Raw genomic sequence first — 19,262 nt, forward strand, 5'->3', positions numbered from 1 at the left:
CTTTGGATCCGGGGACCCGCACACCACATGCATTGGCAGGCTTGGGCAACGCTCGCGATCATCGCCATGGCGATGGTGGCATTCGCCAGCGAGAAAATCCGCATCGACATGGTGGCGCTGGTGGTGCTGGCGCTGCTGGTGGCGCTGGGGATCGTCGACATCGACGAAGCGCTCAGCGGGTTTTCCAACGAGGCCACGGTGACGGTGGCGGCGATGTTCGCGCTCAGCCTGGGCATCGAGCGCTCCGGCGCGCTGGAACCGCTGGGGCAAATGCTCTCGCGCATCCGCAAACCGTGGCTGCTCACCCTGGCGCTGATGGTGACGATCGCGCCGATGGGGGCGTTCGTGAAGAACATCGCGCTGGTGGCCACCTTCCTGCCGCTGGCGCTGCGGGTCTGCACGCGCTCAGGCACTTCGCCGGCGCGGGTGCTGATGCCGATGGCGTTTGCCGCGCAGATGGGCGGGGTGTGCACCCTGATCGGTACCTCGTCCAACCTGTTGACCAACAGCCTGGCGGTGAAGAGCGGCCTGCCGGAGTTCGGCGTGTTCGAGTTCACCAAGCTCGGCGCCATCCTCGCTGTGGTCGGCATCGCCTACCTGATGTTGCTCGGGCGCTGGCTGCTGCCGAAGCAGGCGAACACCCTGCTGGGCGCGGTCGGTGATGGCGAGGGCATCGGGAAATACGTGACGGAATTGCGCATCACCGCCGATTCGCCGCTGCGCGGAACCACGATTGCCGATGCCCGGATCATTGAATTGCACGGGGTCTTCCCGCTGGAGTTGCTGCGCGGCAACGAAAAGATGTGGTCGCCGCGCTTCCAGAAGCTGGAGCGTCACGACGTGCTGCTGGTGCGCGGGGATTGGGAGAAGATCGAGGCGTTTCGCCAGAACATGAAGCTGGTGTATCCGCGCGAGCCGCACTACGCCGGCCCGGATGACCGCCCGCGGGTGCTGGTGGAGATGATGGTGGCGCCGGCCAGCGCGGCGGAAAGTCGGCACCTGTCCGACCTCGACCTGGGCTGGCGCTACGACGGCGGCGTGCTGGCCATCCACCGCCGCGGCCACCTTCTGCACGACTCGCTGGGCGAGGTGGAGCTGGCGGTCGGCGACGTCCTGCTGCTGTTGACCGAAGAAGATCGCCTGCCGGTACTGCGCGCGGATGACCGCTTCATCGTGCTGGGCCAGCGCAGCAGCCGGCGGCACCGGTCATGGCGCAAGGCCTGGCTGGCGGTGGGCACCATGGTCGCGGTGGTGGTGGCCTCGGGGATGCACTGGATGCCGATTCCCGCCGCGGCCATTTGCGGCGCGGTCGCGATGGCGGCCTTCGGCTGCTACGGGCACAAGGACGTTTACGAGGCGATGGACTGGAAGATCATCGTCCTGCTCGGCGCGATCCTGCCGCTGGGGATCGCGATCGAAAAGACCGGGGTGGCGCATGAGCTGGTGGCGGCGAGCATGCAGTTGCTCGGCGATCATGGCCCGCTGGCGGCCCTGCTGCTGGTCTACCTGCTGACCGCGGTGCTGACCGAATTCATGGGCCACAACCCGTCGGTGGTGCTGATGGTGGGGATCGCCATCTCGGTGGCGCAGTCGGTGCAGGCCGATCCGCGCCCGTTCATCGTGGCGGTGGCGTTCGCCGCCGCCACCTCGTTCGCCACGCCGGTCGGGTATCCCACCAACACCATGGTCTATTACGCGGGTGGCTACCGATTCACCGACTTCATGAAGGTGGGCATCCCGCTGATCGCCATCTTCTGCGCGATCTCGATGTGGCTGATCCCGCAATTCTGGCCGTTCCATCCGTAGCGCGGGCAAGCGCCGGGAGAGGTGCAGGCACCCTTCCGGCGTTGCGCGGTTCCTGCTTCAGATCGTGTAGTACAGCTGGTACTCCAGCGGATGGGTGGCGGCGCGGAACGCGGTGACCTCCTTCATCTTCAGCGCGATGTAGGCGTCGATGAAGTCGTCGCTGAACACCCCGCCGGCCTTGAGGAAGTCGCGATCGGCGTCCAGCGCTTCCAGCGCCTGGTCGAGCGAATGGCAGACGGTTGGATAATTCTTTTCCTCTTCAGGCGGCAGGTCATACAGGTCCTTGTCGCTGGCCGCGCCCGGGTCGATCCGGTTCTTGATGCCGTCGAGGCCGGCCATCAGCAGCGCGGCGAAGATCAGGTAGCCGCTGTTCATCGGATCGGGGAAGCGGATCTCGATGCGGCGCGCCTTCGGGTTGGAGACGTAGGGAATGCGGCAGGAGGCCGAGCGGTTCGAGGCCGAGTAGGCCAGCATCACCGGCGCTTCGAAGCCCGGAACCAGGCGCTTGTAGCTGTTGGTGGTCGAGTTGGCGAAGGCGTTGATGGCGCGCGCGTGCTTGAAGATGCCGCCGATGTACCACAGCGCTGTTTGCGACAGGCCGCCGTAGCCGTCGCCGGAAAACAGATTCACGCCGCTCTTGGCCAGCGACATGTGCACGTGCATGCCGCTGCCGTTGTCGCCGACGATGGGCTTGGGCATGAAGGTGGCGGTCTTGCCGCTGCGATGGGCGACGTTCTTGATGATGTACTTCATCGCCAGCAGGTCGTCGCCCTTCTTCACGAGGGTGTTGAAACGGGTGCCGATCTCGCACTGGCCGGCATTGGCCACTTCGTGGTGGTGCACTTCGACTTCGATGCCCACCTTGCCCAGCGTCTTGCACATTTCCGCACGCAGGTCGTGCAGCGAATCCAGCGGCGCGACCGGGAAATAGCCGCCCTTGACCATCGGCCGATAGCCGCTGTTGCCGCCGGCGTAGTCGCGCGCCGAGTTCCAGTGCGCCTCTTCCGAATCGATCTGGTAGAAGGTGTGGCCCATCTCGTTGGCAAAGCGCACCGAGTCGAAAATGAAGAACTCGGGCTCCGGGCCGAAGAAGGCCTGGTCGGCGATGCCGCTGGCCTTGAGGTAGGCCTCGGCGCGCCGCGCCACGCCACGCGGATCGCGGGTGTAGGCCTGCATGGTGGCCGGGTCGAGGATGTCGCAGCTGAGCACCAGGGTGGGGTCGGCGGTGAACGGATCGACGTAGGCGGTGGTCGGGTCGGGCAGCAGCACCATGTCCGAATTCTGGATACCACGCCAGCCGTTGATGGAACTGCCGTCGAACATGCGTCCGTCCTCGAACAGGCTGGCATCGACGATCGAAGCCGGGAACGTCACGTGGTGCTGGACGCCGCGCATGTCGGCAAAGCGCAGGTCGACGAATTCGATCTTGTGGGTCTTGAGCAGGGTTTCGATGTGGTCGATGGACATGGGGGGGTTCCGTGATTGGTGATTGGTGATTGGGAATTCGTGATTCGTGATTCGTGATTCGGAAGAGCGGGGACAGTTGCAGCGGGTTGATGTTGCAGGGTTCTTGCAGAAAACGTGCCAACGCACAGATACTGGCAACCCATTGATTTACATGGATGCAATCTGATAGTAATCACTTTTATGCACAAGGAAAGTGCAAACAATCGGCAAAATGCACAAATATAAAGCGTTCGATTATCCGCTATCCTGCGCGACTGCTCTTCCCAATCACGAATCACGAATCACCAATCACCAATCACTGCCCTTCCCAATCACCAATCACCAATCACCAATCACGACCCTTCCCAATCACCAATCACAGCTCCATGTCCGACCTCCTCGCCGCCCTGCTGCTGGGCATCATCGAAGGCATCACCGAATTCCTGCCGATTTCCAGTACCGGCCATCTGCTGATCGCCGAGCGCTGGTTGGGCGCGCGCAGTGAATTGTTCAACATCGCGATCCAGGCCGGCGCCATCGTCGCGGTGGTACTGATTTACCGGCAACGGCTGTGGGCGATGCTGCTGGCCTTCCTTGGCCGCACCGCACCGGCAAGCGCTGTCGGTGTCGCCTCACCCGCATTGGACACGCCGGCCCACGCACGCGGCTACGCATGGAAGTTGATCGCGGCATTCGTCACCACGGCCGTGCTGGGCCTGATGGTGAAGGCGCTGGGTTGGGAACTGCCGACCCAGGTGCGGCCGATCGCCTGGGCGCTGGTCATCGGCGCGCTGTGGATGCTGGCGGCGGAGTATTTCGCGGCGCGGCGCGCGGCCAGCGTCGGTGAGCGCGCCGCGATCACCTGGACCGTCGCCATTCTGGTCGGCATCGCGCAGGTGGTGGCCGGCGTGTTCCCCGGCACCTCGCGCAGCGCCACCACCATCTTCATCGCCCTGCTGGCCGGCACCACCAGCCGGGTGGCGGCCACCGAGTTCGCGTTCCTGGTCGGCATCCCGACCATGTTCGCGGCGACCGGCTACGAGTTTCTGTCGCTGGTGCGCCACGGCCAGGTCGGCCACGAGGATTGGGCGTCGCTGGGCGTAGCCTTCGTGGCTGCGCTTGTCACCGCCTTCGTGGCGGTGAAGTGGCTGCTGCATTACATCCAGAGCCACCGCTTCACGCCGTTCGCGTTCTACCGCATCGCGCTGGGCGCGGCGCTGCTGTGTTGGCTGCCGGTGGGAAGTTGATCGCGGGCAGTGATTACGCTGATTCTTGACGCGGATGGATGCGAAAAGCGCAGGATGCTTTGAAGCTGGTTCTCCGCGCGCATTCGGGTTGAACCGCGTCAGAAGCTTTCGGGAACCTCGAAAACCGGAGTATTGCTCGTCATTCCCGCGCAAGCGGGAATCCATTTTGGGGGCTCCGGTCAGGGATATGAGGATTTTCGGGGCTTCCTTTCGTTCATCCGGCCGCACAGAAACGCAAAAGCCCGCATTGCTGCGGGCTTTTGCATGAGGCTGGATACCCGACGAGAGCACTCGGGGATGACGTACTGACAAAGCTGGATCCCCGCTTGCGCGGGGATGATGTTCCGGCAGAGCCATTCGCGCGGGCGCGAATGGGCCGTCACATCACTTGATCTTGCCTTCCTTGTACATCACGTGCTTGCGAACGACGGGGTCGTACTTGCTGACCTCCATCTTGTTCGGGGTGTTCTTCTTGTTCTTGTCGGTCGTGTAGAAATGACCGGTGCCGGCCGAAGAGATCAGGCGGATCTTGTCGCGCTTGGTAGCCATGGTTTATCTCTCCTCAGACCTTCTCGCCCTGCTTGCGCAGGTCGGCGAGGACGGCGTCGATGCCGTTCTTGTCGATGGTGCGCAGCGCGGCATTGGAAACACGGAGCTTGACCCAACGGTTCTCCGAGGCGACCCAGAAACGGCGCTCGTGGAGGTTGGGCTGGAAGCGACGACGCGTCTTGCGGTTGGAATGCGAGACGTTGTTGCCGGTCGTCGTGCGCTTGCCGGTCACTTGGCAGACTTTGGACACTGGGCACCTCGATAAGTTGAAAGTCCGGCCACGGATGGCCAGGCTTTTGCGGAAGGATCCGCAAACGGTTGTCGCCCGTAGCCCGGGTGACGGCGGCCCCGCTGATCGCAACGGGAAGGCGCTGCAGCTTGCAGCGAGCCGCGCATTATGCGGCGTTTTTCCTTGCGGTGCAATTAGTTGGGTGTGCCAGCCCGGCATTCGGGCCGGCCGCCGGCTGCCCTACAGCACCTGCACCGGCTCCCCGCCGACGATCACCACGTCGGCCGGACGGCGGGCGAACAGGCCGACGCTGACCACGCCGGGGATCTGGTTGAGCTCGGTTTCCAGTTTGACCGGGTCGATGATCCGCAGGTTGTGGATATCGAGGATCCAGTTGCCATTGTCGGTGACGGTGCCTTCGCGCCAGACCGGCTGGCCGCCAGTGTCGGCGAGGATGGCGCGCGCGACCAGGCTGCGCGCCATCGGGATCACTTCGACGGGCAGCGGGAAATGGCCGAGGATCGGCACCTGTTTGCTGGCATCGATGATGCACACGAAGCGCTGGCTGGCCTGGGCGATGATCTTCTCGCGGGTCAGCGCGCCGCCGCCGCCCTTGATCAGGCGCTTGTGCGGGTCGCATTCGTCGGCGCCATCGACGTAGAGCGACAACGGCCCGGCGCTGTTGAGGTCGATGACGTCGATCCCATGCGCCTTGAGCTGGGCCGTGCTTTGCTCGGAGCTGGAGACCGCGCCGCGAATGCGGCCTTTCCACGCGGCCAGCGCGTCGATGAAACAGGCAACGGTGGAGCCGGTGCCGATGCCGACGATCATGTCGTCTTCGACGTAGGCGAGGGCGCGTTCGGCGGCTTGGCGTTTGGCTTCTGTCATGGGATTGGGGATTGGGGAGACGGGAGACGGGAGACGGGCTATTCGAGGGAGAGCAGCAGTTGCCACTGGGGGGCAGTGACCGGAAACACCGACAGCCGGTTGCCGCGGGCGGTCAGGGCGAAGCCTTCGCCCAGTTCTTCGGCATGTTCGCGGATTTCCGCCAGCGGGATCAGGCGCCGCAGCTTGCGTTCGAAGGCGACATCGACCAGGTACCAGCGCGGCTGCTCGCGGCTGGCCTTGGGGTCGTGGTAGTGGGAAGCCGGGTCGAACTGGGTCTCGTCGGGATAGGACGGACTGGCGATGCGGGCAATTCCGGCGATGCCGGGCACCGCGCAGTTGGAGTGGTAGAACAGCACGCCGTCGCCCACCCGCATGCCGTCGCGCATGAAATTGCGCGCCTGGTAGTTGCGCACGCCGTTCCATGGTTCGGTGCCGGCGCGGGCGAGGTCGTCGATGGAAAAGGCGTCCGGTTCGGATTTCATCATCCAGTAGCGGCGGCGCGCGCTCATCGTTCGCCTCCGGCGAGCCATGTGTCGGTTTCACTGCAAATCGCGTCCAGCCGCACATCCCAGGCTTCGGTCGGCACCCGTTCGGCGCGCTGGACCGAGAATGCGGCGCCGACCAGCCACGGCGGCGGCGCCTGCGCGCGGCGAAAGGCGAGGCTGCGGTCGTACCAGCCGCCGCCCATGCCCAGCCGGTTGCCGGCGGCATCGAAGCCGGTCAGCGGCACCACCAGCAGCGCCAGGTCGGAGGCCGCAAACGTCTGCCCAGGCGCGACATCCGGTTCGGGGATGCCGTAGCGGTTGCTCACCAGCGGCGCGCCGCTGCGCCATTCGGCGAAGCGCAGGCGGCGGTCCGCATGCAGCACCGGCAGGCAATAGCGGATGCTGGGCGGCAGGCGCAGCTGGAAGGCGTGCAGGCCGATTTCACCATCCACCGCCCAGTAGCCGGCCACGCGGCCGGCCCGCGGGAAAAACGGCAGTGCCAGCAGGCGCTCGGCCAGCGCTTCGGCGGCGGCGATGCGCTGCGTCGCGGGCAGGACGCGGCGACGTTCGCGCAGCGTGGCGCGCAGCGCCACACGGTCGGAGGACGGGTTCACGCGGGGCGCGTCCTGCGGGAATGGGGAAGGAGAAGAGAATGCCTCCACCGTGCCGATGCGTGCGTAACGACCTTGAACCAGCGGTTCAAGTGGGGAAGCGCGGTGGCCTTCGGGCTTTCCGCTCGTGGGCGGACCTGCACTCCCGGCAACCGATGCCACCCCGTGGTCGTCATCTAGGGACAAGGCAAATGTTGCGCACGCCGTCGCACACGGCAGAGGGCGAGACCAATATACCCCACTGTGGCCGAGCTGGCGCATGCCGCCGGCGAACGGCGCACGGGCCGCGTTCAGCCGGCCTGTGCCAGCAGCGCGTCAAGCTTGCGGTTGGCTTCGTCGATGAGCACGAACGCGGAATCAGGCCGCGCCTCCGGGCCGTTCCGGGCCTGCTGCAACTCGTGGGCGAGGTTGAGCGCCGCCAGCACCGCCAAGCGATCGGGGGCCACCAGCTTGTCGCCGCCGCGCAGTTCGCGCATGCGCGCGTCGAGCATGCGTGCCGCCGCGATCAAACCGGCGCGTTCGGCGTCGCTGGTGCCGAAGGTGTACTCGCGGTCGAGGATGTGGACGCTGACCGGCTCGCTCATGTGTGCTGCTCCAGCGACTTGAGCCGCCCGATCATCGCCTCGACCCGGCTGCGCGCCTGCTCCTGCCGCGCCAGCAGCTGGGCGCGCTCGCTGCCCATCTGCTCGACCTGGGCGCGCAGCCCGCGGTTCTCCTCCTGCAGCCGGCGCATGCGTTCGGCCAGCAGGTCGATCCGCGCCAGCAGCGCATGCAATTCGGCGTCGAGGTTGCGGGCGTTCATGGACGCACCTTAGGCAGGGGTTGGGTTGGGGTCAAGCGGATTGGCATCGGTCGGGGTCGGCACCGGGTCGCCTTGCAGGTAGCGCAGGCAGGCTTCGGCCGGTAGCGGCCGCGAGATCCAGTAGCCCTGCGCAAGATCGCAGTGGTGCTGTTCGAGGAAGGCGAGCTGTTCGGGCGTTTCCACGCCTTCGGCCACGACCAGCAGGCCGAGCGTGCGCGCCATCGCGATGATGGTCGTGGTGATGGTGGTGTCTTCGCTGTCTTCACTCGAGGCCAGGCCGTCGATGAAGGCCTTGTCGATCTTCAGGGTATTGATCGGCAGCCGGTGCAGATAGGCCAGCGAGGAATAGCCGGTGCCGAAATCGTCGACCGCAATCGAGATGCCCATGCGCTGGAATGCCTGCAGGCGCTCGCTGGCGAGCTCGGCGTTGCTCATCAGCACGCTTTCGGTCAGCTCCAGTTCGAGCACGCTGGCCGGCAGGTCGTTGTCCACCAGCGCACGGTGGACGCTGCCGGCCAGATCGCTGCGCAGCAGCTGCAGCGCCGACACATTGACAGCCATCACCAGGCGTTGATCGACGCCGGCAGCCCGCCACGCGGCCAGGGTCCGGCAGGCTTCACCGATCACCCATTCACCGATCGGGACGATCAGGCCGCTTTCTTCCGCCAGCGGGATGAACTGCCCGGGGGGAATCCAGCCGAACTCCGGGCTGTGCCAGCGCAGCAGGGCTTCAACGCAGCCGATTCGACCGTTCCTGAGGTCGGACTGCGGCTGATAGACCAGCTGCAATTCGTTGCGCTCGAGCACCCGGCGCAGGGCGGTCATGAGGTTGGCGCGATGGCGAATGTCGTTGTCCATCGCTTCGGCGTAGCGCACGAAGGTGCGTTTGCCGGCGGCCTTGGCCTGGTACATCGCGGTATCGGCGTGCTTGAGCAGGTCGCTGGGCACCTGGGCGTGGTCCGGGAACAGGCTGACCCCGACCGAGGGCGAAATGGTGAACTCGTAGCGGTCGTCCAGGCGCAGCGGGGCATCGAAGGCCTCGACGATGCGCCGCGCGTATGCGTCCGCCTCTTCCCCGCTGTGGATGTCCTCGATGACGGCGGTGAATTCGTCGCCACCGATCCGCGCCACGGTGCGCTCGGCCCCGACCGCTTCCAGCAGGCGCTGGGCGGCGGCGCGCAGCACGCGGTCGCCGATGGCGTGGCCCAGGGTGTCGTTGACGTCCTTGAAATTGTCCAGATCGAGAAACAGCACGCCGACCTTGGTGGCGTGCTGGCGGGCCTGCATGATCGCGCGCGCCAGCCGGTCGGACAGCTGGGTCCGGTTCGGCAGGTTGGTCAGCGGATCGTAGTTGGCGAGAAAGCGCAGTTCGTGTTCAAGTCGGCGCTGTTCGGTGATGTCGCTGGCGACGATCACGTAGCGGCGCTGGTGCGTGCGCGGGTCTTCGATGCTCGTGCACTGCATCGCGCACAGGAAATCGACGCCATCCTTGCGCTGCTGCCACATTTCCCCGGTCCAATGGTCCTGGGTGCGGATGGCCGCGCGCGCGGCGGCGTGGAATTCTGGTTCGTGCTGCTTGCCGTTGAGCAGCGCGGCGTCCTTGCCGATCACGTCCTTGGCCTCGTGCCCGCTCATCCGGCAGAACGCCTGGTTGACGGCGATGAAGGCGAAGTCGGAATCCAGCACGGCCACCGACTCGGCCATGTTGCGCATGACCTCGATGGCGACTTCGTGCTGGCCCTCCAGCTCGCGCAGGGCTTCGATGTTGCGGGCCGTGCCCGCCACCAGGGTCGCGCGGCCGCCGGCGTCGCGTCGCGTCGTGCGCCCGTGCGCGCGCATCCATACCCACGTGTCCCCTTCGCTGCGAAAACGCAGTTCGATCTGCAACATCGGCATGTCGCCGCGCAGGTGGGCGCGCAGGGCGTCGAGCACGCGCGGCAAGTCGTCGGGATGGATCTGGGTGTCACGATCCTGATCCAGACGCACCGCCAGATCATTGTCGGCGTCGGCCACGATCCGGACGCGCTCCAGGTGCTGGGTGCGCAGGTCGTACTGCCAATACATCTCGTCCGACGCCCACAGCGCCAGCCGCAGCTGCTGGTCGCGTTCGTCGAGCTCCTGGCGGAACCGCTGCTGGTCGCGCTCGCGGCGGCGGAAGCTCGCCAGCGCAAGCCCGGCCAGTGCCAGCACGAGGGCCGACAGCAGCAAAACCAGCGGCGTATCGATGGGCGTATTCAAGGTCGGGGTCGAGGCGGTCGTCGGTGCGGGCTGGCGAAGGCGGCAGCAGCGATGGGTCAGGCGACCCTGAAAACCCTTCGAGTTTAGGCGCAGCCCTGCCAGAACAACAAGCGACCGGCCGCGATTGATAGACTTGGACCTTCCGCGAGCCCGAGTCCCGACCGTGCGCGATCTGGCGTTGCCTGACTGGTCTGAAGTCGCTTTGGCCATTGGCCAGCACATGCTTGCCTGCTCGCCCGCCGAGCTGCACGGCGCGCTGTGCGGATGGCTGGCGGGGGGCGCTGCGGATGCGCCGGATTGGCTGCGCCAGGTGATGGTCGATCCGGATCTGGCGCTGCCGCAGGGTGAGGATGCGCTGGATCGGATGCACGCCGCCAGTCTCGCCCAGCTCGAAGATCCGCAGTTCGGCTTCCAGCTGCTGCTGCCCGAGCAGGACGGCGTGGCCGTGCGCGCCGAAGCGGTATTTGCCTGGTGCCGCGGGTTCCTGGGCGGATTCGGCCTGGTTGCGGACGGTCCTGCGCTGTCGGACGAGGGCCAGGAAGCGCTGCGTGATCTTGCCAATCTGGCGGCCGCGCAGCTGGACGACGAGGGGGACAGCGAAGACGAGGCGGCGCTGGCCGAGATCGAGGAGTACCTGCGGGTTGCGGTGCTGCTCCTGCACGCCGACCGCAGCCTGACGCCGCGCCCCGACCGGCGTTTGCACTGAGCGCGGGGTGACGCGATGGCGCTGCTGACCGCCGAATGGCGCAGGCTCCACGCCGCGCGCCGCAAGCGGCTGATGGAGATGGTTGGAACCGAGGCCATCGTGGTGCTGGCTGCCGCGCCCGAGCGGGTGCGCAGTCGCGACACCCTGTACCCGTATCGCCAGGATTCGAACTTCCTGTATCTGACCGGCTTTCTCGAACCCGACGCCGTGCTGGCGCTGGTGCCGGGCCGTCGCCACGGCGAGGTGATCCTGTTCTGTCGTGAGCGCGACCGCGAGCGCGAGGGCTGGGACGGGCCGCGGCTCGGGCCGGAGCGCGCCGGCGCGGCGCTGGGCGTCGATGACGCGTATCCGATTTCCGACATCGATGACATCCTGCCCGGTCTGATGGAAGGGCGCGCGCGCGCCTATTACCCGCTGGGGCTGGATGCCGGCTTCGATCTCAAGCTGATCGGCTGGGTCAACCGCATGCGCGGGCGCGGGGACGGGCGCGCGCCGCAGGAATTCCTGCAACTCGGTCACCTGCTCGACGAGATGCGGCTGTTCAAGACCGAACCGGAGCTGCGGCTGATGCAGCGCGCCGTGGACATCACGATCGATGCCCACCGCGCGGCGATGGGTGCGGCGCCTGGCGCGACCCACGAATACGTGTTGCAGGCGGAGTTGGAGCGCGAGTTCCGTCGCCATGACGCGCAGCCGGCTTACGCCAGCATCGTCGGCGCCGGTGCCAATGCCTGCATCCTGCACTACGGCGCCAATGCCAGCCGGGTGCGGGCGGGCGATCTGGTCCTGATCGACGCCGGCGCTGAATACCGGGGCTACGCGGCCGACATCACCCGCACCTTCCCGGCCAATGGGCGTTTTACCCGCGAACAGCGCGCCTTGCACGACCTGGTCTGCGCTGCGCAGGATGCTGCGCTGGCGCAGGCGCGACCCGGCGCGGCGTTTGCCGCGATGCACGAAGCGGCGGTGCGCACCCTGAGTGAAGGTCTGCTGCGGCTGGGACTGCTCAAGGGCCGGGTGGAGGACGTGGTGGCCGACGAAACCTGCAAGCGCTTCTATCCGCACAAGACCGGGCACTGGCTGGGGCTGGACGTGCACGACGTGGGCGAATACCGGATCGACGGTGCCTCGCGCCTGCTCGAGCCGGGCATGGTGTTCACCGTCGAGCCGGGGCTGTACGTGCCGGCCGACGCCGCCGAAGTGCCGGCCAAGTGGCGCGGCATCGGCATCCGCATCGAAGATGACGTGGTGGTGACGCGCGGCGGGCACCGCGTGCTCAGTGCCGCGCTGGAGCGCCGCGCGGAGGAGGTCGAAACGCTGATGGCGCGCGCCTGAAACGTGAAGGGTCGCGGGCAGTGCCCGCTCTTGCAAAGAGCCGATGGGAGCAACAGTCGAGCGCCAGCGCCGGTTGCCTGCCTCCGCGCTCGGAACTTTTCCGGATCTCTTTGCGAGGCTTCCCGGCAGTTCGCCGGGTTCCGCAGCCCTTTTGGGCAAATGTCCCCCGGCATCCGCCCGCGGCGGATGCCTCCTCCTTTACTTTGCCCAAAAGGCCCGCGAAACCCGACGAATCGACTTGCGATTGTGAGGCCACGAGCTGCGAGTGGCCACAGGTCGCGGGTTGCCCGCTGGGGTTCGAGCAGGCCATGGATGGCCTGCGCCCGCGAATCGAAGCTGGAGCGGAGTCCTGAGCGGCGAACCCCAGCCCGGGCAACCCGCGACCTGTGGCCCTCAAGCTTCGGCAAACGCCTCGCGGGTGAGATTGATCGGCGCACCGTCGGTGCAGACCACGTCGTCCTCGATCCGGATCGCCGCGGGGCTTGAAGGCATCGACACGTTTCCAGTCCACCGCATCGGCATTGCCGGCGGCCTTGAGTTCATCCAGCAGCATGTCGATGAAATAGATGCCAGGTTCGATGGTGACCGTCATCCCCGGCTGCAGCGTGCGGGTCAGGCGCAGGAAGGGTGACCATCGGGCTTGGCGATCGTGCCGCCTTCGGCCGAGGCGGCAAGCCGGCCGTCGTGCACCTGCAGGCCGTGCCGTGAGCAGCCGTGCAGGAAGAACGCGCGCGGGAACGCGCGCGCCACCGCTTCTTCGGCACCCACGCGCAGCACGCCGGCCTCGTGCAGCACCCCGGCCAGCGCCAGATGCGCGTCCAGATGCGGCTGGCGATAGTCGAGCCCGAGGCGCACCCGCGCCGCCAGCGCCTGCTGGGCCGCGTCCACGGCGGTGATCAGCGCGGCGAAATCGTCCTCGTGTGCCGAATAGGTGCGGGTGACGTCGGCAGCCGCCGTGGTCGGCCTCGGCATCGATCAGGAAGCTGTGCAGCGGCCGGCGGCAGCCGATCCTGGGTCATGTAGTGCAGGATCGCGGCGTGCTGGTTGAGCACGATGATGTTGCCGTAGGGCAGGTCATTGGCGTCCTGGCCGGTGGCCTGGCAGTAGGCCAGACAGGATGCCGAACTCGCTGGAGCCGGCGCGGAACGCGCGTTCGGCGGCGCGGTGGCCGCGCGCGGCGGTGCGGTTGGCGGCCGCCATCATCGCGATTCGTAGGGCGTCTTGAACGCGCGCTGTGGTAGTATTCCGAAAATACGCGACCGCCGCTGGCGGTTGTCAGGCGTGAACTCGCCCAGCGCGCTTGCAGTTCACCCAGGATCGCGCAGCGCGACGCATCGGGTGGAAGCTGCGCCAGCGCGTCTTCGGGAGTGCGGATGATGGTGATGTCGAACTGCTCGGCCCAATAACCGTCGGGTTCACGCGGCACCGTGTGTGCGGTAGTCGTGCGGCTGCAGGAAGATGAGCCTGGGCCGCTGGCCGAGGGTGATGCCCAGCCAGGCTGCCCGGCGCGTTGGTCAACGGCAGCCAGGCCTTGAACTGGGGATTGACCGCGTAGGGGTAGTCAAGATCGTCGAATGCCCGCAGGTGCAGCGTGCCACTGGGGATCACCGATGGTCGCGCTGGCAGCGTCGCGGCGCTTCGGCGGCGCTGCTGGAGCACCTGGAGGTGGTCGGCGTAATGCGTGGCGATGGTCCTGGGTGCGCATCGAAGGTGCCTTGCGAAAGCGGGGAGCTTCATTTTGCCGCAGGTGGGCGTGACCGGTCGGCCGTCACGCCGGCACCGATCCACTGCTGCAGGCACGCGATGTCCTGCTCCGAGATAGCGATGAAGTGAGTATACCCAATACATCCCCGGCGTTTCCACGCCGGTTGCTGCCAGACCTGATTCACGCCGACTTCGCAATCCAGCCTCGTGCGTCCCTCCCTTCGGGCAGGCGAAGCGAAGCTGGTACAGCGCATTGTCGTTGGTGGGCGTGCGGGTGATCGGGAGCATGCCGGTTGCGGAGATGTTGCACAGTACGCCCCATCGGCTTGTCGGTCATCATGTCGATGACTTGGGCAGTGATATCGAGGGTGCGCCGCGGCGTCGGCGGGCTTCTTCGTTCATGCGGGATCTCCTGCAGTTGCCGGGCGCCCGGAGAAGTTGCGCAGGGCGGACAACGTGGCGTCCCATGCGCGGTCGATCAGGCGCGGGCGGGTCATGTCGACGACGCGCACCTGCCCCTGTTGACCATCAGCCTGGCCAGGCTGTCCAGCGACTGCTCGCCCAAGCGCTGCCCGCGCTGGTTCACGAACAGCGCGTTGTCGGTGACGGAAACGAACCACGCCAGACGACGGCGTGCAGTATCGCCCTGCTGGTTGATGGTGAACTCCAGCCAGGGTCCCGAACGGCAGTCGCAGCAGGTAGCGGTGGCGCGCTTCTTCTGCGTCGGTGCGCGGCACGTGCTCGAAGGGCGTGGCCTCGCAGCACTTCCTGCGCAGGCGGGTGTGTGCGTTGGGGCTGGCTTCGGGATGCGCATCGGCGGACGATGGTTCTTCGGTAGCCTCGATGTTGCCGGTCAGGCGTTGGGCAACGGCCGCCGCATCGTCCGCGTGGTAGCCGATCTGCGACGAGTGAAGCCTGTGCCGTATCGGCCAGCGCGGCATCGGGGGCGGAGGCGTCCCGTGACTGGAGCCGGGTGACGATGTGCCGAGTTGTCGCAAGTTGCCCGGTCACTCCGGCGAGGCTTCGCCATGCCGCAAAGTCAGTGTCAGGGCGTCCAGCCAGACCTGCTGGAACAACGTGGCGGCATCGTGCGGCAGCGGCGTGTTCCCGACGGCAGCGGTAATCGTGGCAAGCGCAAGCTGCCTGGCGACCTCGAGTTTTCTTTTGCCGCGCCGCATCAACCTGACGGCGCTCGGCCGGTTTAACCTTGCGTTTCAGGTTGCGGGCGCGTGCCTGGTACGTCGTGTTGGCCTTGCTGAAGGCGTCCGCGTCACGCTGGTGGGTCTCGACCACCTGCCTGACGGCCTCGATCAGCGCGGCGATGACGTCAGGATCCACGTCGTCTTCCGTCAGCCAGCGGGCGCCGCTTCGGCGGCGGCGTTGATCAGCTTGCCGGCCGGGATGGTCAGGACGTTCGAGAAACGCGCGATCGCGCAGCGCCAGCTTGATCGTGGGCACCTGCAACTGCTTGAGCAGCGTTGCGGCGGTGCTGCTGGGCCGGATTTCGCCCTCGATGTTTCCGTACAGCAGATCGAGCAGTTCGAAGGTGTCGCTGTCCTCGCTGGCCGGATCGGTCGATTGCCCGTGCTGATGGCGAAGACGGGCAAAGGGTGTCCTGCTGGATGCTGCGCGATGTTCATGGACAGCGGGCGGGCGTCATCCCGCGGCAAACGCCGGCAGCGCGCCAGTAGTTCACGGGTCACGGTGACCAGCGCAGCCGTTGGCACTGCGATTGCCCGCGGCATGCTGCGACTCGCGCCGATTGGCCAGCGAAGCAGCGCAGCGTGTCGAAGTGAGGTCAATGGCGCTGTCGATGGTGTCTGCGGCGGCGGCGTCGGCATGGAGCGCCCAGCCAGGCGGTTCGACGGGGCTGTCGGGAAAAGCGGAACCGGAACCGGAACCGGGGCTGGCGCCGAAGCCGGAACCGGGGTGCGGGCCGGACAGTTCTCCCGCTGCGCAGGCGCGTCAGCGGACTGTTCCGCTGCCTGCTTGCTGGGCCTGGGCCGCCTGTCATTCGCCGCCTGCGGACTGCCTTGAGGATTTCATGCGCAGCCAGGATTAGCGGAGATTGCGCAAGACGCCATGCTCTTCCATCGTGGTGTTGATCAGGTCGACCAGATGCGTGCTGCGCCAGCAGGTTCGCGGTCGAAACTGCGGTAGAGATGCTGCCAGGTCTCGGCCGACAGGGGCATCCGGCCGGCGACCTCACGCAGCACCGAGCACAGGGCGTGCGGGCCGTAGAACACCTGTTCCGCGTCGAATACCGGCGATACAATCAAGACGGCGAAGCGCTGGCCGGGCTGACGCAGGCCGGTGTTCGTCGCGCTGCCATGAGTGGCGATGTCCATTGAGCAGGACGGTCTCATCCATGGCGATGTTGCCGACCAAGGACAAGGCTTGGTCGCCGGGCCACGCCGAAGCCCCGGTGGTGCCGGAGGGCGCAGGCGCTTTGCGCCGAGGAGCTGTCCATAGGGGGTGGCGAGGAAAATCCGTCTGAACAAAGCGCTGCATCCGCGCACATCGCGCAGCGCCGCCATCAGGCATTCCACGATTGCAGGCTGGTGGTCGGGGCCTGGTCAGCCAGCTTGAACGGCAACGTCTTCCAGGTCCGCAATGACCGCTTGCAGCAGGGGCGTCAGCGCGGTGGCCGCGGTCCGGGTGACGTGGTCCACGATCTGGGCCACGCGTCGTGGCGAGGTGGCGGATTTGAATGTCGGGAGTGATAGCGGGACCGATTGAAGACAGCCACGGGCTCCATCCGGAATGTTTGTTGGCCGTCAGGCGTCGGCCTGTCGTCATCGAGGCGAGCCGTCATCCAGGCGGCCTGGTGGGTGCTTCGGACCACTGTCGAAGCCAGGAGGGCAGTTTCCGGGGCCAGGCCGATGAAGCGCATGCCCACGTAATGCTGCCCCGGAGCGCCGGCAGGGGCCTGCCAGAGCACGTGGGCGCCGACCTCGACCGTCGGCAATGGGCGGCCGTCGTCATTCAGGCAGAAACGGAATTGGAACAGCGCGTCATCGGGCAGCGGGGCGCTGGCGATCAGGAGCAGGCCGCCGGCGGACGTCACCGAGGATTCCACCGTCTCGGCGATGGTGTCGAACCTCGACGCGCCCGACCACCGCGCGGCGCGGATGGCGGCGCTGTTCAATGCCCATCGTCGTCTCTTGCCGGCGCGCCGGACGCCAGTGGCATCAGGCTGTCGAGGGTGGCTTCCATGCCGATCTTGCCGGTGTGGCGTCCGCGCCCAGCAGTAGGCATTGCCGGCCGCAAGCTTGCGCGCCAGTCACGACCAGGGTTTCTTCCTCCGCGCGCAGGCCGCGACAGGTGCATCCAGCGAGGCCAGCCCGAAGCTTCGCCCTTCCCACGCCAGGCGGCAGCGCAGCGGATGCTCGGGATCGACGTTGAATTCGATCCAGGTGGGAACGAGGGTGTTGCGCAGCTGTTCGTAGGCTTCCAGTTCGTCCAGGTGCTGGGCTCCGCCGGGGATCCGTACCCGGAGCACAGCGCGTCTTCGCCGGGCGGGCGCGCGCGCCGAGCTGTCCAGCGGTACGGTGACGCTCGGCGGCGGGCACGGTGCGCACATCGTTGAGCGCGCTGGCGATCGCAGCCGCATCTTCCCGGTGGTAGCCCACCTGTTCCAGCGCGTCGTGGATGCGTTCGAGACTGGCTTCCGGGAGCGTGCCGACGACATCCTCCGGCGCCGGCGGCAACGATGTGTTGCGTGGTCTCCACCAGCTTGCCGCCAGGCGTCGCTGTCATCGCCGCTGCGCAGGTAGGCCAGCGACAGCACGTCGACCCAGACGTGATGGACGAACACGTCGTGGAACTGCGGCAGCGTTTGCCCATCCGAGCAGCCGGGTGATTTCCTCGCCGGCGCGCATCCGCGCGATCGCGAACCGCTCGCGCCCGCGGGCCTTCCACCTGCCGGCGTTCGGCCATCTCTCGGCCTTGCGCATCAGGGTTTGCAGGCCCGATTGCAGCGTGCAGTTGGCCTCAGCAAAGGCTTCCGGACCGCCGTTGCCGTCGCGCTGCACCGAATTGACGGCGCGTTGCCAGCAGCCCCAGCCACGCGGGTCGAGGTCGTCTTCACCCAGCCAGCGCGCCGGCAGGCGGGACGCGTCGATCGAAACCACGCGCCGGATGATCGTGGCGGGTGGAAGAAATCACTGTCGCGCAGGGCGGACAGCACCATCGGCAGGAACAGTTTGTCGATCAGCGAATGGCCCGGGCTGGAGCGCCGCAGGGCGCGCTGGGCTGGAGCCAGGAACAGCGCCAGCGGGCTCAAACTGTCTTCATCGGTTTCCGACAGCGCCATCCCGTGGCCGTGCTGCTGGCAGGCCTGGGCCAGCAGGATTGGCGGTATTCCTGCACTTTCCCAGCGCGGGTGTTGTTGGCGCGCAGCCGCTGCGGCGCTTCCAGCAATCGTCGTGGGCGAGCGTTGGCGGCGTTTCGGCGACGCTCGCCGCCGCTGCCGCCGGCCGCCGCCGAGCGGCTTGGCGAAACACCGCGCAGCGGCATTACGGCAGCGACTTTCAAGGTGGCGAAGCTGGCATCGATCAGTGCCCGCTGCGCCGCGCACGGATCACACGCTGGCCAGGGCTTCGGGCGTTTTGCGGGCTGCCCGTGCCGGCGGAGTCCGGGTCAAAGCCGGCGTCCGCACCACGTCGCCGGCGTACGACCCTGGCGCTCGCCGCACCGGCACGAAGCTCAGGTGCGGCAGGATGCCCAGCCGCGCCAGGCTGGCGTTGCAGGCGTCCAGCAACGCCGGATAGGCATCGACCAGCGCCCGTTCGAACTGCTGGAACAATTGCAGTCGGGCCTGCCGCGACGAAAACCAGCGTCGGAAGCCTTGGCCAGGCCTGCGCACAGCACGTTCAGGCCCAGCGGCAGGGTTTCCGCTTCATACGCCGGCGCGCGCGTCAACACGCCGAAACGCTGGCCCAGCAGCTGCAGCGCCAGGCTATTGCGCGCGCTGAGTCGGCTGGCGATGTTGTCGAGCAAGGTGCCGTCGTTGTCCAATTCATCGTCGACCACCAGGCTCAGCGTCTGCGGCAGTGGATCGGCGGCAGTAACGGTCAAGGCCGGCGTGGTGTTGCTGTCGGGGGACTTGAAGCTTTCCTCCACGTGCAGAAGGAAGCGCCGGATGAACAACGGGCTGCCGCTGCCGAGGTTGCGCAGCGAGTCGATGCGGATGGTTTCCAAAGCGGGATTGCCGA

General features: G+C 66.8%; 21 protein-coding genes, 1 other RNA gene and 1 pseudogene. 5 read left to right on the top strand and 18 right to left on the bottom strand.

Going from position 1 to position 19,262, the window contains the following annotated elements; genetic code table 11:
• Positions 1–66 precede the first annotated feature (66 nt).
• Positions 67–1,806 carry an SLC13 family permease gene (locus M9902_RS11120; RefSeq protein ID WP_324528050.1) on the top strand — a complete coding sequence of 580 codons (1,740 nt, stop codon included), beginning with the start codon at positions 67–69 and terminating at the stop codon, positions 1,804–1,806.
• 57 nt (positions 1,807–1,863) lie between these two features.
• Here M9902_RS11120 and glnA read toward each other — a convergent pair whose 3' ends face one another.
• Positions 1,864–3,273 carry a type I glutamate--ammonia ligase gene (gene glnA, locus M9902_RS11125; RefSeq protein ID WP_297223029.1) on the bottom strand — a complete coding sequence of 470 codons (1,410 nt, stop codon included), beginning with the start codon at positions 3,271–3,273 and terminating at the stop codon, positions 1,864–1,866.
• A 365-nt stretch (positions 3,274–3,638) separates the two neighbouring features.
• On the opposite strand from glnA, the gene M9902_RS11130 reads away from it, so the two are divergent.
• Positions 3,639–4,499 carry an undecaprenyl-diphosphate phosphatase gene (locus M9902_RS11130; RefSeq protein WP_297223031.1) on the top strand — a complete coding sequence of 287 codons (861 nt, stop codon included), beginning with the start codon at positions 3,639–3,641 and terminating at the stop codon, positions 4,497–4,499.
• 384 nt (positions 4,500–4,883) lie between these two features.
• Here the strand turns inward: M9902_RS11130 and rpmG are convergent, their stop codons facing one another.
• The 9 genes from rpmG to M9902_RS11175 form a co-directional block, all read right to left on the bottom strand.
• Complete coding sequence (gene rpmG, locus M9902_RS11135) at positions 4,884–5,048, bottom strand: 50S ribosomal protein L33 (RefSeq protein ID WP_028840080.1); 165 nt, start codon at positions 5,046–5,048, stop codon at positions 4,884–4,886.
• Positions 5,049–5,061: 13 nt separating this feature from the next.
• Positions 5,062–5,298, bottom strand: coding sequence for a 50S ribosomal protein L28 (rpmB, locus tag M9902_RS11140; protein ID WP_297171525.1), 237 nt, complete (start codon positions 5,296–5,298; stop codon positions 5,062–5,064).
• Between the two features lie 219 nt (positions 5,299–5,517).
• Entirely contained in the window at positions 5,518–6,165 is a 648-nt protein-coding gene (gene rpiA, locus M9902_RS11145; RefSeq protein WP_297223034.1) for a ribose-5-phosphate isomerase RpiA, read from the bottom strand.
• A 38-nt stretch (positions 6,166–6,203) separates the two neighbouring features.
• Complete coding sequence (locus tag M9902_RS11150) at positions 6,204–6,674, bottom strand: EVE domain-containing protein (RefSeq protein WP_297223036.1); 471 nt, start codon at positions 6,672–6,674, stop codon at positions 6,204–6,206.
• Complete coding sequence (locus M9902_RS11155; protein ID WP_297223038.1) at positions 6,671–7,264, bottom strand: 5-formyltetrahydrofolate cyclo-ligase; 594 nt, start codon at positions 7,262–7,264, stop codon at positions 6,671–6,673. The genes M9902_RS11150 and M9902_RS11155 overlap by 4 nt, the downstream gene beginning before the upstream one ends.
• Before the next feature lie 38 nt (positions 7,265–7,302).
• A non-coding RNA gene (gene ssrS / locus M9902_RS11160) (6S RNA) lies at positions 7,303–7,486 on the bottom strand.
• Positions 7,487–7,551: 65 nt separating this feature from the next.
• Positions 7,552–7,845, bottom strand: coding sequence for a cell division protein ZapA (locus M9902_RS11165; protein WP_297171534.1), 294 nt, complete (start codon positions 7,843–7,845; stop codon positions 7,552–7,554).
• Entirely contained in the window at positions 7,842–8,063 is a 222-nt protein-coding gene (locus M9902_RS11170; RefSeq protein ID WP_297171536.1) for a TIGR02449 family protein, read from the bottom strand. The genes M9902_RS11165 and M9902_RS11170 overlap by 4 nt, the downstream gene beginning before the upstream one ends.
• Before the next feature lie 9 nt (positions 8,064–8,072).
• Positions 8,073–10,301, bottom strand: coding sequence for an EAL domain-containing protein (locus tag M9902_RS11175; protein ID WP_297223041.1), 2,229 nt, complete (start codon positions 10,299–10,301; stop codon positions 8,073–8,075).
• Positions 10,302–10,473: 172 nt separating this feature from the next.
• Here M9902_RS11175 and M9902_RS11180 point away from each other — a divergent pair, with 172 nt between their 5' ends.
• Together M9902_RS11180 and M9902_RS11185 are read left to right on the top strand one after the other, a co-directional pair.
• A complete protein-coding gene (locus tag M9902_RS11180; RefSeq protein WP_297223099.1) occupies positions 10,474–11,007 on the top strand; it encodes a UPF0149 family protein in 534 nt (177 codons plus the stop codon).
• A gap of 15 nt (positions 11,008–11,022) precedes the next feature.
• Positions 11,023–12,342: an aminopeptidase P N-terminal domain-containing protein gene (locus tag M9902_RS11185; RefSeq protein ID WP_297223043.1), complete on the top strand. Its 1,320-nt coding sequence runs from the start codon at positions 11,023–11,025 to the stop codon at positions 12,340–12,342.
• 393 nt (positions 12,343–12,735) lie between these two features.
• Here the strand turns inward: M9902_RS11185 and pepQ are convergent.
• The 3 genes and pseudogenes from pepQ to M9902_RS11200 all read right to left on the bottom strand — a co-directional run bounded on the left by pepQ (position 12,736) and on the right by M9902_RS11200 (position 15,224).
• Positions 12,736–14,079, bottom strand: a pseudogene (pepQ, locus tag M9902_RS11190) (Xaa-Pro dipeptidase).
• A gap of 365 nt (positions 14,080–14,444) precedes the next feature.
• The gene (locus M9902_RS11195) at positions 14,445–14,987 is read right to left on the bottom strand and encodes a hypothetical protein (RefSeq protein ID WP_297223045.1); all 543 of its coding nucleotides are present in this window, start codon (positions 14,985–14,987) and stop codon (positions 14,445–14,447) included.
• A 66-nt stretch (positions 14,988–15,053) separates the two neighbouring features.
• A complete protein-coding gene (locus M9902_RS11200) occupies positions 15,054–15,224 on the bottom strand; it encodes a hypothetical protein (RefSeq protein ID WP_297223047.1) in 171 nt (56 codons plus the stop codon).
• On the opposite strand from M9902_RS11200, the gene M9902_RS11205 reads away from it, so the two are divergent.
• A complete protein-coding gene (locus M9902_RS11205) occupies positions 15,211–16,083 on the top strand; it encodes a hypothetical protein (RefSeq protein WP_297223049.1) in 873 nt (290 codons plus the stop codon). The two genes, M9902_RS11200 and M9902_RS11205, sit on opposite strands and share 14 nt — an antisense overlap.
• A 68-nt stretch (positions 16,084–16,151) precedes the next feature.
• Here the strand turns inward: M9902_RS11205 and M9902_RS11210 are convergent, their stop codons facing one another.
• From M9902_RS11210 to M9902_RS11230, 5 genes are all read right to left on the bottom strand, one after another.
• The gene (locus M9902_RS11210; protein ID WP_297223051.1) at positions 16,152–16,394 is read right to left on the bottom strand and encodes a hypothetical protein; all 243 of its coding nucleotides are present in this window, start codon (positions 16,392–16,394) and stop codon (positions 16,152–16,154) included.
• Positions 16,395–16,681: 287 nt separating this feature from the next.
• Complete coding sequence (locus tag M9902_RS11215) at positions 16,682–17,194, bottom strand: hypothetical protein (protein ID WP_297223053.1); 513 nt, start codon at positions 17,192–17,194, stop codon at positions 16,682–16,684.
• Between the two features lie 135 nt (positions 17,195–17,329).
• Entirely contained in the window at positions 17,330–17,548 is a 219-nt protein-coding gene (locus M9902_RS11220) for a hypothetical protein (protein ID WP_297223055.1), read from the bottom strand.
• 253 nt (positions 17,549–17,801) lie between these two features.
• Positions 17,802–18,179 (bottom strand): hypothetical protein, encoded by a 378-nt coding sequence (locus M9902_RS11225; protein WP_297223057.1) that lies wholly within the window; start codon positions 18,177–18,179, stop codon positions 17,802–17,804.
• A gap of 574 nt (positions 18,180–18,753) precedes the next feature.
• A complete protein-coding gene (locus tag M9902_RS11230; RefSeq protein WP_297223059.1) occupies positions 18,754–19,248 on the bottom strand; it encodes a DUF1631 family protein in 495 nt (164 codons plus the stop codon).
• Positions 19,249–19,262 lie beyond the last annotated feature (14 nt).

This window comes from Thermomonas sp., from assembly GCF_023953935.1.
Lineage (GTDB): Bacteria > Pseudomonadota > Gammaproteobacteria > Xanthomonadales > Xanthomonadaceae > Thermomonas.

Coding starts and splice junctions, on each gene's coding strand:
- M9902_RS11150 (WP_297223036.1), bottom strand. CDS start 6,674: ATGAGCGCGCGCCGCCGCTACTGGATGATGAAATCCGAACCGGACGCC.
- M9902_RS11165 (WP_297171534.1), bottom strand. CDS start 7,845: ATGAGCGAGCCGGTCAGCGTCCACATCCTCGACCGCGAGTACACCTTC.
- glnA (WP_297223029.1), bottom strand. CDS start 3,273: ATGTCCATCGACCACATCGAAACCCTGCTCAAGACCCACAAGATCGAA.
- M9902_RS11185 (WP_297223043.1), top strand. CDS start 11,023: ATGGCGCTGCTGACCGCCGAATGGCGCAGGCTCCACGCCGCGCGCCGC.
- rpmG (WP_028840080.1), bottom strand. CDS start 5,048: ATGGCTACCAAGCGCGACAAGATCCGCCTGATCTCTTCGGCCGGCACC.
- rpiA (WP_297223034.1), bottom strand. CDS start 6,165: ATGACAGAAGCCAAACGCCAAGCCGCCGAACGCGCCCTCGCCTACGTC.
- M9902_RS11130 (WP_297223031.1), top strand. CDS start 3,639: ATGTCCGACCTCCTCGCCGCCCTGCTGCTGGGCATCATCGAAGGCATC.
- M9902_RS11120 (WP_324528050.1), top strand. CDS start 67: ATGGCGATGGTGGCATTCGCCAGCGAGAAAATCCGCATCGACATGGTG.
- M9902_RS11195 (WP_297223045.1), bottom strand. CDS start 14,987: ATGCCGCGCTGGCCGATACGGCACAGGCTTCACTCGTCGCAGATCGGC.
- M9902_RS11200 (WP_297223047.1), bottom strand. CDS start 15,224: ATGCGGCGCGGCAAAAGAAAACTCGAGGTCGCCAGGCAGCTTGCGCTT.
- M9902_RS11170 (WP_297171536.1), bottom strand. CDS start 8,063: ATGAACGCCCGCAACCTCGACGCCGAATTGCATGCGCTGCTGGCGCGG.
- M9902_RS11210 (WP_297223051.1), bottom strand. CDS start 16,394: ATGGACATCGCCACTCATGGCAGCGCGACGAACACCGGCCTGCGTCAG.